A 16,366-nucleotide genomic window follows, 5' to 3' on the forward strand; every position below is an offset into this window, starting at 1 on the left:
TGAAGGGCTGCTCCGAAAGCATGCGGGGCAGCCTTTTTGATTGAAGCGCACCCATGCTGCGCAAACTGATAAAGATAGGAGGGAACTGCATGAAGCGGCTTTATCTAAACGGAACGATCCTGACCATGGAAAACGGAGAGATAGCGGAAGCGGTGCTTGTGGAGGATGGACGCATCCGCTATGTGGGCACCAAGCGAAGCGCGCCGCGCGTTGCGCCGCACGAAACTATGGATTTAAAAGGCAAAGCTCTGCTGCCCGCTTTCATTGACGCGCATAGCCACTTTTCCGCCGCGGCGAACGCCTTACTGCAAGTACCGCTTGAGGAATGCGTGACCATAGAGGAAATCGCGGAGCGTGTTTCCGCGTTCATCAAGGAACGCCGACTTGCGCCCGGAGAATGGGTGACCGCGCGCGGGTACGATCATAACCAGCTTGCTGATGGATTGCACCCGAACCTCGACACGCTGGACCGTGTGGCGCCGGTGAATCCGCTTGTATTGCAGCACAGGTCCGGGCATGTGGGTGTGTTCAATACGCTGGCGCTTCAAAGGCTTGGCGTTACGGACGAGACAATACCGCCGCCGGGCGGACTGATCCAAAAGAAGGATGGACGTTTGACCGGCTATATGGAAGAGACCGCATTCCTCCAGTATTTAAAGCAGGTACCCACGCCGGAACCGGCAGCGCTTTTAGACGCTTACCGGCTGGCGCAGCAAAAATACGCTTCCCACGGGATCACAACCGTGCAGGAGGGCATGATGGTTGATTTGATGGAGCCGATGCTGCGCGCGATGCTGGATGCCGGACTGCTGCGCCTTGATCTGATCGGCTATGTGGACGCGGCCGGGGGCGAGCGCTTGCTCGATGCGTTCCGCGCGCACCTCCGCACGTATGTGGGTCATTTTAAGATCGGCGGCTATAAGATGTTTCTGGACGGCTCGCCGCAGGGGCGGACGGCTTGGATGCGCACGCCTTACGTGGGCGGAGGCTGCGGCTATCCCACATTGACGGATGATGAGGCGCGGCGGTATTTGCAGCGGGCGCTGAAGGACGGCATGCAGCTGCTGGCCCATTGCAACGGGGACGCGGCGGCGGCGCAGTACTTGCGGCTTTGCCGCGAGGCTGCGGGGCAGGGCGCCGACCTTGCGGCGATTCGTCCGGTGATGATTCACGCGCAGCTATTGGGACCAGACCAGCTGGACGAGGTGCGTGCGCTTTCCGTCATTCCTTCCTTTTTTGTCGCGCATGTATATCATTGGGGCGATACGCATATCAAAAATTTCGGCGTCGATCGTGCAAAGCTGATCAGCCCGGCGGGGTCGGCGCTGCATAAAAATATTTGTTTCACGTTTCATCAGGATACGCCGGTGATCGAGCCGGACATGCTGGAAACGATCTGGTGCGCGGCTGCGCGCCGCATCAAGGCCGGCGTGCTGCTCGGCGAAAACGAGCGCATCCCCGTATATGAAGCGCTGCGCGCGGTGACGGTGAACGCCGCTTATCAGTACTTTGAGGAAAACGAAAAGGGCAGTATCGCCGTGGGCAAACGGGCCGATCTGGTCGTGCTCGATCAAGATCCGCTGGCAGTACCGCCGGAGGACCTGCGCGGCGTACGTGTTGTCGAGACCATCAAGGACGGCGAGACGATTTATGCTGCGGATAGTTGAATCCCCCGTGTATTTGTGATAGAATAACTGCAATTATGAATTTTGCAGAGCGAGGGAATTATGGAGATCGGAACATTTGAATTGTTAAAAACCGAGGAGCAGGCGCGTCGCGGCCGCTTTATGACCGCGCACGGCGAGGTGCAAACGCCGGTTTTTATGAACGTCGGCACGCAGGGAGCGATCAAGGGCGCGCTCGACGCGTTCGACCTGAAAGAGGTCGGCTGTCAGATTGAGCTGTCCAATACCTACCATTTGCACGTGCGGCCGGGCGACCAGATCGTGCGGCAGATGGGCGGTCTGCACCGTTTTATGCGTTGGGATGGGCCGATGCTGACCGATTCGGGCGGTTTTCAGGTTTTCTCACTCGCCACACTGCGTAAGATCAAGGAAGAGGGCGTTTATTTCCATTCCCACGTGGATGGACGCAAAATCTTTATGGGCCCGGAGGAGAGCATGCGCATCCAGTCGAACCTTGGCTCGGACATTGCCATGGCCTTTGATGAGTGCATTGAAAATCCCGCGCCGCGCGAATATGTCAAGGCTTCGATTGACCGCACGACGCGCTGGCTGCGCCGCTGTAAGGAGGAGCTGGAACGGCTGAACAGCCTGCCTGAAACGGTCAACCCCCATCAGCTGCTGTTTGGCATCAATCAGGGCGGCACGTATGACGACCTGCGCGCCGAGCATATGCAGGAGATCGCTACGCTCGACCTGCCAGGCTACGCGATCGGCGGTCTGGCGGTCGGAGAATCGACCGATGTGATGTACCATATCCTTGACGTGACTCTGCCGCACGCGCCACAACACAAGCCGCGGTACCTGATGGGCGTTGGTACGCCGTCCAACATCATCGAGGGCGTCGCGCGCGGTATCGACTTCTTCGACTGTGTCATGCCGACGCGCAACGCGCGTCACGGCCATCTGTTTACGCATGACGGCATTTTGAACATTATGAACGCCAAGTATCAGACGGACGACCGACCGATTGAAGAGGGGTGCCAGTGCCCGACTTGCCGTAGGTTCAGCCGTGCTTACCTGCGCCATTTGCTCAAAGCAGGCGAAATGCTGTCCCAGCGTCTGCTGGTAACGCATAACCTTTGGTTCTACAACCACCTGATGGAAGAGATTCGCGAGGCTTTGGATAACGGCGCCTTTGGCGCGTATCGTGCGGCCAACAGCGAGAAAATGGCAAAGCGCATTTAAATACCCCAAAACCCGGGAACGCCAATTTGGGCGTTCCCGTTCTGTTATTTCTGCGGACCGCATACCCTGTAGAGGGAAATGGGGTCGTGCAGTGCGGATACGAAAAAAGACAATTTTATACGCGGCCAGCGTGCTGGCCTGCGGTAATATAGTGCTGCAAGCGCTGGGTTTTTTATACCGCGTCCTGCTCAGCCACTACGCGGGCGCGGAAGGTCTGGGCGTGTACCGGCTGGTCAATTCCGCCTATTTGGTGCTCAACGCGGGCTGCCTTTCCGGGGTGACGATGGCATGCTCGCGCCTTTCCGCGGCGAGCGCGGCGCGGCGGGAACGCGGCAAGCTGCCCGCCATTTTGCGTTTATCCTTTGTGTCGTTCGGCACCATGTTCTGCACGTGCGCGGTCCTTGTTTTGCCGCTGCGCACCAAAATCGCGGCCGACCTTTTGGGCGATGAGCGATGTGCGATGGCGCTGCCGTTTTTGCTGCTCTGTTTGGCGCTTACCGGCATTGAAAATATTTTTAAATCCTTTTGCATCGGATTGGAACAGATGCAGTTCTCCGCGGTATCCGAGGTAGGGGAGCAGTTGATACGCATCCTCGCGGTTTATTTTTTGCTTTCGCGCTACCATGGCGAGGATTATGGCGTTATCGCGATGCTGATTTTCGTGGGCATGGTCGTAAGTGAGATCTTCAGCGCGGTTTTTTTGACCACGCTGTATAAAAAGCAGCTACGCGCGCCGGCGCGGCCGCTGCCGGTAGACCGGGTGCTTGGCGGCCAGTTTTTCGCCATTGCGCTGCCGTTATCGGTATCCGCGCTGGCAAGCAACCTGCTTTCCTCTGCGGGTGCGGTACTGCTCCCGCAGCGCCTCATGGCCGCGGGGCTTACCTACGGTCAGGCGCTTTCCGCGCTCGGTGTCGTTTCCGGTATGGCGATGCCGCTCATCCTGCTGCCGGTGGCGCTCGTGAGCTCGGTGTGCACGGCGCTGCTGCCCGCTATCACGGCGGCGCAGGCAGTTGGAAACGAAAAGCGCATGCGTTCGCTGGTCGGCCGGACGATCTCGACCGTCGGCCTGATCGCGCTGCCGGCAACGGCGGTGCTTGTGCCGATGGCGCCCAGACTATCCGAATTGATTTTCGGCCAGCCGCTGTCCACTCACTATGTGATGCTGCTCGGCGCGGTGGCGGTGGCAAGCTATTACCAGATGGCTTCGGGCAGCTTGCTCAACGCGCTCGGTTTACAGCACATCAATGTCGCCACCGCGATCCTGTCCGAACTGATGCAGCTTGCCGTCATGTACCGATGGGCGGCGCGGCCGACACTCGGCATTTACGGCTACCTGCTTGCGATGCTGCTTTCAGCCATAGCGGCGTTCGTGGTCAACCTCGCGGTGCTGCACCGGCACACGCGCTTTCCGCTGCGGCCCCTGCGTCGTTTCGGCGTACCCGTTTTGTGTGCGCTGACGCTGTTTTATTGGACACAGGTCTGTTACCGCCTCGTTCGCCCGTTTGTATCGGATGCGGTACCCGCATTATTGTGCACGGCGCTAGGCGCCGTCGCGGTCTATCTGTTGGTGCTGCGTCTGTGCGGCGTGCGGCTGATGACCTATCTCGGCCGGCGAATTGAAACTTCCACCGGCGTTCTGTCGATGCGCGGGCGGCCTTGACAAGCGGAGACAAAACCGATATTATGTTAAACAAGTGTACGGCTCTTGACCGCGGGCGCGGCAAGAGCTGTTTTTTTGGATTGGAAAAGAGGAAAAGAATTAATGGAATTGACGATGTGCTGCCCTACGCTGTTTGGGCTGGAAGGGATCGTAGCGGATGAACTGCGCTTTAATGGAAAGCTTACCGATGTAACGGCGGAAAACGGCCGCGTGCTGTTTACCGGAGATGAGCATACGCTTGCTTGGGCCAATTTGAACCTGCGCTGCGCCGAGCGCGTGCTGATTCGACTCGGCGTATTTCCTGCAGGAAGCTTTGACGCGCTCTTTGAAGGAGTGCGCGCGCTGCCGTGGGAGCAGTTTATCCCGAAAGACGGCGCGTTTCCGGTAAAGGGGCACAGCCTCGACTCTGCGCTGCATTCGATCCCGGATTGCCAGAAGATCATCAAAAAAGCCGTGGCAGAGCGCCTGCGGCAGGCCTACGGCCAAAGCTGGTTTGAAGAGAGCGGCGCAAGGCATCAGATCCAGTTCTCCATCATGCACGACAAGGCCGAGCTGTTTCTCGATACCTCGGGCGCGGGCCTGCACAAGCGCGGCTACCGGGCCGAGGCGAACGCGGCCCCGCTGCGGGAAACGCTCGCGGCCGCCATGGTAAAGCTCGCGCGGTGGCGGGGCAGGGAACCGTTTCTGGATCCTTTTTGCGGCTCGGGTACGATCGCCATCGAAGCGGGGCTGATCGCCTGCCGCCGCGCGCCCGGGCTGATGCGCACGTTTGAAGCGGAAACATGGCCGGTGCTCGATCCGGCGGTTTGGCAAAGAGCGCGGCAACAGGCAGTGGACGAGGCGATAGCGGGCGCGCGTTTTTCGATCGTGGGCAGCGATATCGACCCCGCCTGCGTCGCGCTTTCCATGGCTAACGCGCGCAAGGCGGGCGTCGGCCACACCGTGTGGTTTGAACAGGCGGACGCCGCGAAACGCGACTATTCGCAGGGCGGCATTCTATTCGCCAACCCGCCCTACGGCGAGCGCCTGCTCGATATCGAGCGGGCCGAGCAGCTTTACGCCGCTTTTGGCAAAGCGGTGTCCGCGTCGCCCATGAAGCAGTATGTGCTCAGTTCGGACGCGCAGTTTGAGCATTTCTACGGCAAGAAGGCCGATAAGCGGCGCAAACTCTATAACGGCATGATCAAATGCGACCTATATATGTATTTTAAGCACTCGCCAAGGCCGGCTGCTAAAACCGACGTTGGATAATTCGGGCGATTCACAAAAAATTCATAAATTTCGTGGGGAAATTTCCAAAAAAACTCTTGCAGAATCGCATGCAGTGGTGTAATATAATACTCATGTTAGCACTCTTGCTAAACGAGTGCTAAAACTCACTTCGTTAATTTTTATATTTATAGGAGGAACCCGTTATGAAACTCAAGCCCCTTACCGATCGAGTCGTACTCAAAATGATCGAGGCGGAGGAGACCACGGCCAGCGGAATCATTCTTGCCGGCTCTGCCAAGGAAAAGCCGCAGGTTGCGGAAATCATCGAGGTTGGCCCCGGCGGCATTGTGGATGGCAAGGAGATCAAGATGGAGGTCCAGAAGGGCCAGAAGGTCATCACCGGCAAGTACACCGGAACTGAGATCAAGCTCGACGGCGAGGAATACATCATCGTTCGCCAGAGCGACATCCTTGCAGTCGTTGAATAACTGACCACCTTTTTACCAAGATACGATTTTTAGGAGGAATAGCAATCATGGCTAAGCAACTGATCTACGGCGAAGAAGCACGCAAGGCGCTGGAGCGCGGCATCAACATGCTCGCCGATACCGTTAAAGTGACCATTGGCCCCAAGGGCCGCAACGTAGTGCTGGACAAGAAGTTCGGCTCTCCGCTCATCACGAACGACGGCGTGACCATCGCCAAGGAGATCGAACTGGAAGATCCCTATGAGAACATGGGCGCGCAGCTGGTCAAGGAAGTCGCGACCAAGACCAACGACGTCGCGGGCGACGGCACCACCACCGCGACCGTACTGGCGCAGGCGTTTGTTCACGAAGGCCTCAAGAACGTGGCGGCGGGCGCCAACCCGATGGTTATGCGCCGCGGCATCGCCAAGGCTGTGGACGCTGCTGTTGCGGCGATTCAGGAGCACTCTAAGAAGGTGGACGGCACGGGCGATATCGCTCGCGTAGGCGCTGTTTCTTCCGGCGACGAGGAGATCGGTAAGCTGATCGCTGAGGCGATGGAAAAGGTTTCGACCGATGGCGTTATCACGGTCGAGGAATCCAAGACCGCCGAGACCTATTCCGAGGTAGTCGAGGGCATGCAGTTCGACCGCGGCTATATCACCCCCTATATGTGCACCGATACCGAGAAGATGGAAGCCGTTCTGGACGACGCCCTCATTCTCATCACCGATAAGAAGCTTTCCAACATTCAGGAGCTGCTTCCGATCCTTGAGCAGATCGTCAAGGCCGGCAAGAAGCTGCTGCTCGTTGCGGAGGACGTAGAGGGCGAGGCTCTGTCCACCCTGATCGTCAACCGTCTGCGCGGCACCTTCACCTGCGTTGCCGTTAAGGCGCCGGGCTTCGGCGACCGCCGCAAGGAAATGCTGCAGGATATCGCTGTTCTGACCGGCGGCACCGTGATCTCCGAGGAGATCGGTATCGAGCTGAAGGACGCGACCATGGATATGCTGGGCACCGCGCGCCAGATCAAGGTGAGCAAGGAAACCACCACGATCGTTGACGGCGCGGGCGATAAGAAGGATATCGAGGCGCGCGTCAACGAGATCCGCAATGCGATCGAGCGCACCACCTCCGACTTTGACCGTGAGAAGCTGCAGGAGCGTCTGGCCAAGCTGGCCGGCGGCGTAGCCGTCATCAAGGTCGGCGCCGCTACCGAGACCGAAATGAAGGAAAAGAAGCTGCGCATCGAGGACGCTCTCAACGCGACCCGCGCCGCTGTGGAAGAGGGCATTGTCGCGGGCGGCGGCGTGTCCTATATCAACGCGATCCCGGCTGTTATCGCGCTGGCTGAAAATGCCGAGGGCGACGAGAAGACCGGCATGCAGATCGTTGCGCGCGGTTTGGAAGCGCCGATCCAGCAGATCGCTTTCAACGCGGGCATCGAAGGCGCCGTCGTTGTCGATAAGGTCAAGACCTGCGGTAAGGTCGGCTATGGCTTTGACGCCGCAACCGAGACCTACGGCGATATGATCGCCAATGGCATCGTCGATCCGACCAAGGTAAACCGTTCCGCGCTGCAGAACGCGGCCTCCGTCGCTTCCATGGTTCTCACCACCGAGAGTCTGGTCGCCGATAAGAAGGAACCTGCTGCTCCGGCTGCTCCGATGCCGGACATGGGCGGCATGTATTAATTTAGCAGATGCTTTTTAAAGCGGGGCGCAGTATTGAACTGCGCCCCGCTTCGCGTTTTGATTTTTTCCTGTACTTCTTGGGAATACTATGGTAAACTATGCTCGTAGAAGAAAGGAGGCGCTGCCATGATCTTTGGAATTAACAGCCTCTACATTTGGACTGCGGTGATCATCATCGGCGTCGCGGTGGAAGCGTTCACTCTCGATTTGTCGGCGATCTGGTTCGCGGTCGGCTCGGTTGCGGCGCTTGTCGCTGCGAGTATCGGCTTGCCGTTGCCTGCGCAGCTGCTCATCTTTGTGCTGTTTTCAGCGGCGCTGCTTATTCTGGTGCGGCCTTTTTGCCGGAAATTCCTGCATACGAAAAACGAACCGACCAACGCGGATAGAATTATCGGCGAACCGGCCATCGTTGTTATCGAGATCGACAACGTGCAGGAAACGGGGGAGATCAAGGTGTTCGGCCAGTTGTGGAGCGCGCGCTCCGTGGATGATTCGGTCATTCCCAAGGGCGCGGCCGTGCGTGTGACCGCGATACGCGGCGTAAAGGCCATTGTAGAAAAGGTGTAGCAAAGACCGTTTTGGAGTAAAGGAGATTTATCATGCCATTTGTCGTTCCGTTTATCTGGATCATTCTTGCAATTATCCTAATTGCGTTTATTGCGAGCAACATCGTCATCGTGCCGCAGGCACGCGCGTTCATCATTGAACGCCTCGGCACCTATCAGGGCACATGGGGCACCGGCCTGCATTTTAAAATCCCGCTGTTCGAGCGCATTGCCCGCAAGGTGACGCTCAAGGAGCAGGTGGTCGATTTTCCGCCGCAGCCCGTTATCACAAAGGATAACGTCACCATGCAGATCGATACGGTCGTCTATTTCCAAATAACCGACCCCAAGCTGTTCACCTACGGTATCGAAGCGCCGATGAGCGCGATCGAAAACCTGACCGCGACCACGCTGCGTAATATCATCGGCGATCTGGAACTCGATCAGACGCTGACCAGCCGCGACATCATCAACACCAAAATGCGCGCCATCCTTGATGAAGCGACCGACGCATGGGGCATCAAGGTAAACCGCGTGGAACTGAAAAATATCATCCCGCCCGCCGCGATCCAAGAATCCATGGAAAAGCAGATGAAGGCGGAGCGCGAGCGCCGCGAAGCAATTCTCGTGGCGGAAGGCAAGAAGCAATCCGCTATTCTGGTGGCGGAAGGCGAAAAGGAATCCACCGTACTGCGCGCGGAAGCCAGCCGTATGGCGAAAATCCGTGAAGCGGAAGGCGAAGCCGAAGCGCTGCTGACCGTGCAGAAGGCGCTGGCCGATTCGATCGTCATGCTGAACAACGCCGAGCCGACCGAGCAGATCATCAAGCTCAAGTCGCTTGAAGCCTTCGGCAAGGCGGCAGACGGCAAGGCGACCAAAATCATTATTCCGAGCCAGATCCAGAGTCTCGCAGGTCTGGCGACCTCGTTCAAGGAAGTTATCACCGACCCCAAGGGCGAATAAACCAGCAAAAGCGGCCGCCGAATCCGTTCGGCAGGCCGCTTTTTTGTCGCTGACATTGACAAAAACCCGTTTTAATGGTAGCATTATTCAATGGATGTTTCTACATCGCGGGAGGGATTGCGGTTGGCAACGAAAAAGAAAGCGGCGGAGGCGGAATGCTGCGAAGAGCATGTGATTCATGCGGGCCCGATCGAGCACGCAAGGCAGCAAATGCCGGCGGAGGAGATCACCAGCGCCGCTTCGGATTTCTTTAAGGCGTTTTCCGATAAAACGCGCCTGCGCATTCTCGCCGCATTGGGTACGGAGGAGCTCTGCGTGTGCGATATCGCCTCGCTTTTGAATATGAGCCAATCCGCCATATCCCATCAGCTGCGTTTTCTGAAACAGGCGCGGCTCGTCCGCAGCCGGAAAAGCGGCAAAACGGTGTATTACGCCTTGTGCGACAGCCATATCCAAACGATATTGGCGCAGGGCATCGCACATGTGCAGGAGGGATAGATTGATGAGTAAAAAAGTAGAACGCTCGGATGAGGCGGAACAGTCGCCGGAGCAGCGCGCGCCGGAGGAAATACTCGCCGCGCCCGAGCCGATCGAATTTCCCACCGAGCTGGTCGAGGAGATTCTGTCCGATCTGGAGGGCACGGCGGATATCGCTGCGCCCGGCAACACAGTGCCCTTTCCCCAGCCGGTAGCGCCGCTGCCGGACGAGCCGGAGCAGCCCGCCCCCGAACCGCCGCAGGACGCTGCCGACGAGCCGCTGGCTGAAGAGGCCGCGCCGGACGAGACAGACGAAGCGGCGGCTGAGGACGAAGGCGGCGAAGCCGAAGCCGCGTCCGCCGAGGACGAAGAAGCCTCGCCGGACGAGCAGGGCGAAGAACTGCCGCCGATCTCGGAGACCGCGCTTACCGTAAAGGACGATCTAAGCCCCAATCTGGACGGGCTTTCCTTTGTCGAACGCGCACGGGTGCGCGCCAAAATACGCCGCCGCGAACAGACCCGCCAGCGCCGTGAAAACGCGCGCCGGGGCATCAGCGGCGACGAGGCCGTGTACCAGCCCATGACAACGGCTGATATTCGCTTTACGCTGATCCGTTTAGCGATCGCCGCCGTTTTTTTGGTGCTCGGCATGGTGTTACCGATCGCCGGCGTTTCGCTGGCCATGTATGTAGTCGCATACCTGATCACGGTGCTGCCGGTCGCGGCGCGTGTCGTTCGCGGCTTTACGCACGGCAAATATTTTAACGAATACCTGCTGATCTTTATCGCGTCCCTAGGCGCTTTTCTGCTTGGCCGCCGCCCGGAAGCCAGCATCGTGCTGATCCTTCACAGCGTGGGCAAGCTGATCTCCGATATGGTGCTGCATTCGACGCACGGCGCTTTGCGGGAACAGACCGATTTTGTGCCTGAAAGAGCGTCCATCGTCAACATGCAGGGCGAAGAAAAGCACGTTCAGCCGGTGGAAATCAACGTTGGCGATTTTATCATGGTGCGCTCCGGCGAGCGTATCCCGATTGACGGCGTGATCCTGCGCGGCGAGGGTACGGTGGACGACACCGTACTGACCGGCGACAGCGAACCGAAGGCGGTCGAAAAGGGCGCCAAGGTGCTGGCCGGCAGCCTTTATACCGGCACGCTGATGCTGATCCGCGCGACAGCGAAGTTTGAAGACTGCGCCGTCAGCCAAATCCTGCGCATGCGGGAGGAATCCGCAGGCCGCCGCGCGTCGCTGGAAAACAGCGTGATCCACGGCGCGTCCCGCTACATGCCGATCATTATCGTGCTGGCGGTACTGCTCTCCTTGCTGCCGCCTCTATTCCGTATCGGCGATACGGCCACGTGGATCTATCGCGCGCTGACCGTGCTTGTCATCTGCTGTCCGACCGCGCTGCTGCTCTCCGTGCCGATGAGCTTTGTCGGCGGCAACGGCCGGCTTGCACAAAAGGGCATTCAGGTCAAGGGCAACGACGCCATCGAAAAGCTTGCCGAGCTGCGCATGGTCGTGTTTGGTAAAACCGGCACGCTGACCGAGGGCAAGCTGCATGTCAAGGAGATTCAGGCCACCCCTGATTTCAACGCGGAAAGCTGTTTGGCTCTCGCCGCGACGGCGGAGCAGCTCTCCGACCATCCGGTGGCGCGCGCCATTGTGGCCGCCTATCAAGGCATTCCGCAGAAAATATCCGAATTTGAGGAGTTCCCGGGGCGCGGCGTGCGCGCGCGCATCGGCAACCACAACCTGCTGGTCGGCAACCGCAAGCTGATGATCTCGCGCGGCGTCAAGGGCGTGCCCGATCTAGCGGGCACCGTCGTATATGTATCATACGAAGGCGATTACGCGGGTGCGATCGTTTTGCAGGATACCGTGCGGAGCGAAGCTTCGGAGGCGGTCTCCGGCTTAAAGTCGCTCGGCGTTCTGCGCACCGTCATTCTGACCGGCGACACCGAGCTGCCCGCGCAGCAGGCGGCCGATACGATCGGTATCGACACGGTGCACGCAGGGCTGCTACCGGAGGAAAAGGCCTCCAAGCTTGAATTCCTTTTGCGCACCATCCCGACGGACGGCACGGCCGCCTATGTGGGAGACGGCGTAAACGACGCGTCTGAACTGGGGCAGGCGGATATCGGCGTTGAGATGGGCGCGGCAGGTTCTCCGGAATCGGCTGGCGCGGCAAATGTGCTCATTATGACCAACGACCTGACCCGTCTGACCGACGCGGTGCGCATCAGCCGCCGCACGCACGGCGTGGCGCTGCAAAACATGGTGCTGTTGCTCGGCGTTAAGGTGGTTTTGCTGCTGCTGACGATGTTCGGCGTAACGATGATGTGGCAGGCGGTCGCGGCCGATGTGCTGCTCACCGTACTCACCGTGCTCAACGCCTCGCGCACGCTCAGCATCAAGTGATATTTCGCGGGCGAAACAAACGCTGTACCGTTTTTCGGTATGGCGTTTTTTCGCGTTTTATGATATACTAAAAATGTATTTCGCTTGGGAGGAAAACATATTGCACAAGAAAATGGAAGCCATCCTGTCCCGTGTTCAGAAGCCGGCGCGCTATGTCGGCGGCGAATGGGGTTCGGTGATGAAAAACAGGGAAGAGGTAGACCTGCGGTTTGCTTTTTGCTTTCCCGATGTATATGAAGTGGGCATGTCCCACTTGGGCTCGCGCATTCTGTACGGCCTGTTAAACGATCAACCCGGCGTTTGGTGCGAGCGCGTTTGCGCGCCTTGGGTCGATATGGAGGACGAACTGCGCAGCGCGGGCATCCCGCTGTACGCGCTGGAGAGCGGCGATCCGCTCCATCTGTTTGATATAATCGGTTTTACGCTGCAATACGAGCTTTCCTTCACCAACATCCTGAACATGCTGGATCTCGGCGGTATCCCGGTGCTTGCGGCGGAGCGGAAGGCGCTTTCCCATCTGGTCGTCTGCGGCGGACCGTGCGCCTATAACCCGGAGCCGCTGGCCGATTTTGTCGATGTGTTCCTGATCGGCGACGGGGAAGAGGTCATGCTTGAGTTCACCGATCTGTACCGTCAGGCCAAGCGGGAAAGCTGGGACAAACCCCGCTTTTTGCGTCAGGCCGCCGGCATTCCGGGCGTCTACGTGCCTGCGCTGTACGAGGTGCGCTACCACGAGGACGGCACGGTGGAAAGCGTTGCGCCGATAGACGGCGCGCCCGCTAAGGTGCAAAAGCGCATTGTAGAGGATCTCGACACGATGTACTATCCGGAATCGTTCGTCGTCCCGTCCACCGATATCGTGTTCGACCGCGCGATGGTGGAGCTGTTTCGCGGGTGTCCGCGCGGCTGCCGCTTCTGTCAGGCCGGGCACACCTACCGGCCGCTGCGCAGCAAGTCAAAAGAAGTGCTGCAAAAGCAGGCCGAGGCTGTTTTGAAGAACTCGGGCTATGAGGAAATTTCGCTCTCTTCGCTTTCGACCAGCGACTATGGCGACCTGTCGGGGCTGACCTCCACCATGCTGGATTACTGCGAGCCGCGTCATATCAGCCTGTCGCTGCCCAGCCTGCGCGCGGACAGCTTCAATGCCGAGCTGATGGAGCGCGTGCAGAAGGTGCGCAAAAGCGGCCTAACCTTTGCGCCGGAAGCGGGTTCCAAGCGCCTGCGCGACGTGATCAACAAAAATCTGGAGGAGGACGACCTGCTCTCCGCCTGTGCGATCGCTTTTCGCGGCGGCTGGAACAATATCAAGCTGTATTTCATGATGGGCCTGCCCACCGAGACCACGGAGGATTTAGATGGCATTTTGGAGACCTGTAAAAAGGTCGCTTTCTGCTGGAAGGAAAATACACAAAACCGTGCGCGCGGCGTAAGGGTCACGGCGTCGGCTTCGTGCTTTGTGCCCAAGCCGCAAACGCCGTTCCAGTGGGACGCGCAGGACACGCTGGACATGTTGCGTGAAAAGCAGGCCTACATGAAAAAGATCATGAAGACCAAAAACGTAACGTATAACTGGCACGACGCCGAAACCTCGGTCCTTGAGGGCGTGATCGCCCGCGGCGACCGCAGGCAGGGCAAGGCGATCTATCTGGCTTGGCAGCGCGGCTGCAAATTCGATGGGTGGGACCAGTTCTTCGATTATGAAAAATGGATGCAGGCTTTTACCGACTGCGGGCTCGACCCCGCGTTTTACGCTTCCCGCCAGCGTCCGCTGACCGAGGTGTTCCCGTGGGATCACATCGGCTGCGGCACGGATAAGGAACACCTAAAGCGCGAGTGGGAGCGCTCACGCGAGGCGGTCCCCACCGTGGACTGCATGCAGAAGTGCGCGGGGTGCGGCGCGAGCGCCCTGCTGAAGGGAGGCCGCTGCCATGTTTAAGGCCCGCATGAAATTTGCCAAGGAGGGGCGCGCCAAGTATATTTCGCACCTCGACCTGATGCACACCATGCAGCGCTCGATGGCGCGCTGCCAAATGCCCCTTTGGTTTACCGAAGGCTTTAACCAGCACGCTTATGTTTCCGTGGCGCTGCCGTTATCGACCGGATTTTCCGGCGTGTGCGAATTTTTGGATTTCAACATCACCTCCGAAAGCGTGCCGATTAATGCGGTCGAGGCACTGAACGATGTTTTCCCGGAAGGCCTGCGCGCGATCGAAATCTATCCGCTAGAGGACGGCGGCATGAAGATCGCGCGGATCGCTTGGTCGCAGTACCGCATCACTTGGGGCTTTGAGGATGGCCTGCCCGCTTCATTCCTGACCGATGTGCGCACGCTGTTCGCGCAAAAGCAGATCGAAATTTTGAAAAAGTCCAAGCGCGGAGAAAAGCTCGTCAATATGCGCGAGCTAATGCAGGACTTTTCCGTAGAGGAAAAGGAGGGCGAAGCCGTCGCGGTCGTCACCACGGCGGCCGGCAGCGTGAGCCTGAGCCCGGAATACCTGACCCGCGCAATCAGGCAATATCTGCCGCAGTATGCGCTTCCGTTTTGCGCTTACCACCGTATGAACGTATTTACCGCCGAGGGCGAGCCGTTCCGTTAAACCGGAAAGCGCCGTTTGAATGCGGCATTCGTATATAGAGGAGCAATTACCGCATGAGTCAGCAAACCACCGTTTCCGCCGAACAGCTGCGCGCGCAGTTTGGCGATATGTCCCTTGTGGCCGCGATGAATCACGGCAGGGAGAAACGCGCGTATACCCATACCTTCGGCTGCCAGCAGAACGAGGCCGATACCGAGACCATTCGCGGCATGCTCGCGGAGATGGGCTACCAGATGACCGATTCGCCGGAGCATGCGGATTTTATCCTGTTTAACACCTGCGCGGTGCGCGAGCACGCGGAGGACCGGGCGTTCGGCAATATCGGCGCGCTGTCCCATTTGAAAAAGCAGCGTCCCGATGTAATTATCGCGCTGTGCGGCTGTATGGCACAGCAGGAGAAGAATGTAGAGAAGATTAAAAAAAGCTATCCGCAGGTCAGCCTGCTGTTTGGTACGCACGCGCTCTGGCGTTTCCCGTCGCTGCTGCGGCGGGTGCTGACCGGTGAAAAGCGCGTGTTCGATATCGGCGGTGCGGACGATATCGCCGAGGGCCTGCCCGTTTTGCGCGGGGAGGGACCCAAGGCGTGGCTGTCGATCATGTATGGCTGCAACAATTTCTGTACTTACTGCATCGTGCCCTATGTGCGCGGCCGCGAACGCAGCCGACGGCCGGAGGAAATCGAGGCCGAACTGCGCGAGCTCACGCGGGAGGGCTATAAGGACATCACCCTTTTGGGCCAGAACGTGAATTCCTATGGCAAGGATCTGGGGCTGGAAATCGATTTTTCTGATCTGCTGCGGCGTTTGAACGACGTGCCGGGCGATTTTCTATTGCGCTTCATGACGAGCCACCCGAAGGATGCGTCGAGAAAGCTGATTGATACCATGGCCGCGTGTTCCAAGGTGGCAAAGCAGCTGCATTTGCCGGTGCAATCCGGCAGCGACGCCGTGCTTTCTCGTATGAACCGGCGCTACACGGCGGGCGAATACCGGGAGCTGATCCGTTATGCGCGCGAAGAAATACCCGAAATTGTGCTTTCCAGCGATATTATCGTCGGCTTTCCGGGCGAGACCGAGGCCGATTTTGAAGAGACCCTGCGTTTGACGCAGGAGATCGAATACGATCTCCTGTTCACCTTTCTGTATTCCAAACGCAGCGGCACGCCTGCCGCGTCCTACGAGGACCCCGCGACAAGCGCGGAAAAGCAGGCTCGTTTTGAACGTCTGCTGCGGGCGCAGGACGAGATCGTTGCCCGCCGACAGGCGGCCTATCAGGGCAAAACGCTGCGTCTGCTGGTGGACGGCGAATCAAAAAATCCGGACTATCCCTTTACAGCGAGGACCGAAGGCAATTTACTCGTCTGCGTGCGCGGCGAAGACATTGTGGTGGGTTCCTTTATCGAAGCAGAGATTGAGAAAACCTCTTTGCGCTGTCTGTACGCGCAAAAAAGATAGAAACG

Annotated in this window: 13 protein-coding genes; all 13 read left to right on the forward strand. The window is 58.6% G+C overall.

The genetic code is table 11. The features are described from left to right. Positions 1-89: 89 nt before the first annotated feature. Positions 90-1,667, forward strand: a complete 1,578-nt coding sequence (locus tag RWV98_RS09955) for an amidohydrolase (RefSeq protein ID WP_317865615.1) — start codon at positions 90-92, stop codon at positions 1,665-1,667. A gap of 60 nt (positions 1,668-1,727) precedes the next feature. After that, positions 1,728-2,870, forward strand: a complete 1,143-nt coding sequence (tgt, locus tag RWV98_RS09960) for a tRNA guanosine(34) transglycosylase Tgt (protein WP_317865617.1) — start codon at positions 1,728-1,730, stop codon at positions 2,868-2,870. Between the two features lie 91 nt (positions 2,871-2,961). Beyond that, positions 2,962-4,530, forward strand: coding sequence for an oligosaccharide flippase family protein (locus RWV98_RS09965; RefSeq protein WP_317865619.1), 1,569 nt, complete (start codon positions 2,962-2,964; stop codon positions 4,528-4,530). A gap of 102 nt (positions 4,531-4,632) precedes the next feature. Further along, positions 4,633-5,781 (forward strand): THUMP domain-containing class I SAM-dependent RNA methyltransferase, encoded by a 1,149-nt coding sequence (locus RWV98_RS09970; protein WP_317865620.1) that lies wholly within the window; start codon positions 4,633-4,635, stop codon positions 5,779-5,781. 164 nt (positions 5,782-5,945) lie between these two features. After that, complete coding sequence (locus RWV98_RS09975) at positions 5,946-6,230, forward strand: co-chaperone GroES (protein ID WP_317865622.1); 285 nt, start codon at positions 5,946-5,948, stop codon at positions 6,228-6,230. Between the two features lie 47 nt (positions 6,231-6,277). After that, complete coding sequence (groL, locus tag RWV98_RS09980) at positions 6,278-7,903, forward strand: chaperonin GroEL (protein WP_317865624.1); 1,626 nt, start codon at positions 6,278-6,280, stop codon at positions 7,901-7,903. Positions 7,904-8,029: 126 nt separating this feature from the next. Continuing rightward, on the forward strand, positions 8,030-8,470 hold the full coding sequence (locus RWV98_RS09985) for an NfeD family protein (RefSeq protein ID WP_317865626.1): 441 nt from the start codon (positions 8,030-8,032) through the stop codon (positions 8,468-8,470). Between the two features lie 32 nt (positions 8,471-8,502). Then, on the forward strand, positions 8,503-9,411 hold the full coding sequence (locus RWV98_RS09990) for an SPFH domain-containing protein (protein WP_317865628.1): 909 nt from the start codon (positions 8,503-8,505) through the stop codon (positions 9,409-9,411). Between the two features lie 123 nt (positions 9,412-9,534). Then, the gene (locus RWV98_RS09995; protein WP_317865630.1) at positions 9,535-9,909 is read left to right on the forward strand and encodes an ArsR/SmtB family transcription factor; all 375 of its coding nucleotides are present in this window, start codon (positions 9,535-9,537) and stop codon (positions 9,907-9,909) included. A 4-nt stretch (positions 9,910-9,913) separates the two neighbouring features. After that, the gene (locus tag RWV98_RS10000; RefSeq protein ID WP_317865632.1) at positions 9,914-12,310 is read left to right on the forward strand and encodes a heavy metal translocating P-type ATPase; all 2,397 of its coding nucleotides are present in this window, start codon (positions 9,914-9,916) and stop codon (positions 12,308-12,310) included. A 73-nt stretch (positions 12,311-12,383) separates the two neighbouring features. Then, on the forward strand, positions 12,384-14,246 hold the full coding sequence (locus RWV98_RS10005; protein WP_317865634.1) for a TIGR03960 family B12-binding radical SAM protein: 1,863 nt from the start codon (positions 12,384-12,386) through the stop codon (positions 14,244-14,246). Then, positions 14,239-14,907: a TIGR03936 family radical SAM-associated protein gene (locus tag RWV98_RS10010; protein ID WP_317865636.1), complete on the forward strand. Its 669-nt coding sequence runs from the start codon at positions 14,239-14,241 to the stop codon at positions 14,905-14,907. Before RWV98_RS10005 ends, RWV98_RS10010 begins: the two co-directional genes overlap by 8 nt. 53 nt (positions 14,908-14,960) lie before the next feature. After that, positions 14,961-16,361: a tRNA (N6-isopentenyl adenosine(37)-C2)-methylthiotransferase MiaB gene (gene miaB / locus RWV98_RS10015; RefSeq protein WP_317865637.1), complete on the forward strand. Its 1,401-nt coding sequence runs from the start codon at positions 14,961-14,963 to the stop codon at positions 16,359-16,361. Positions 16,362-16,366: the final 5 nt, after the last annotated feature.

It is taken from the genome of Agathobaculum sp. NTUH-O15-33, assembly GCF_033193315.1.
Taxonomy (GTDB): domain Bacteria; phylum Bacillota; class Clostridia; order Oscillospirales; family Butyricicoccaceae; genus Agathobaculum; species Agathobaculum faecihominis_A.

Bases quoted from the DNA above. Each gene is read 5' to 3' on its own strand.
- RWV98_RS09955 (WP_317865615.1), top strand. From the start codon at position 90: ATGAAGCGGCTTTATCTAAACGGAACGATCCTGACCATGGAAAACGGA.
- tgt (WP_317865617.1), top strand. From the start codon at position 1,728: ATGGAGATCGGAACATTTGAATTGTTAAAAACCGAGGAGCAGGCGCGT.
- RWV98_RS09970 (WP_317865620.1), top strand. From the start codon at position 4,633: ATGGAATTGACGATGTGCTGCCCTACGCTGTTTGGGCTGGAAGGGATC.
- RWV98_RS09975 (WP_317865622.1), top strand. From the start codon at position 5,946: ATGAAACTCAAGCCCCTTACCGATCGAGTCGTACTCAAAATGATCGAG.
- groL (WP_317865624.1), top strand. From the start codon at position 6,278: ATGGCTAAGCAACTGATCTACGGCGAAGAAGCACGCAAGGCGCTGGAG.
- RWV98_RS09985 (WP_317865626.1), top strand. From the start codon at position 8,030: ATGATCTTTGGAATTAACAGCCTCTACATTTGGACTGCGGTGATCATC.
- RWV98_RS09990 (WP_317865628.1), top strand. From the start codon at position 8,503: ATGCCATTTGTCGTTCCGTTTATCTGGATCATTCTTGCAATTATCCTA.
- RWV98_RS10000 (WP_317865632.1), top strand. From the start codon at position 9,914: ATGAGTAAAAAAGTAGAACGCTCGGATGAGGCGGAACAGTCGCCGGAG.
- RWV98_RS10005 (WP_317865634.1), top strand. From the start codon at position 12,384: ATGTATTTCGCTTGGGAGGAAAACATATTGCACAAGAAAATGGAAGCC.
- RWV98_RS10010 (WP_317865636.1), top strand. From the start codon at position 14,239: ATGTTTAAGGCCCGCATGAAATTTGCCAAGGAGGGGCGCGCCAAGTAT.
- miaB (WP_317865637.1), top strand. From the start codon at position 14,961: ATGAGTCAGCAAACCACCGTTTCCGCCGAACAGCTGCGCGCGCAGTTT.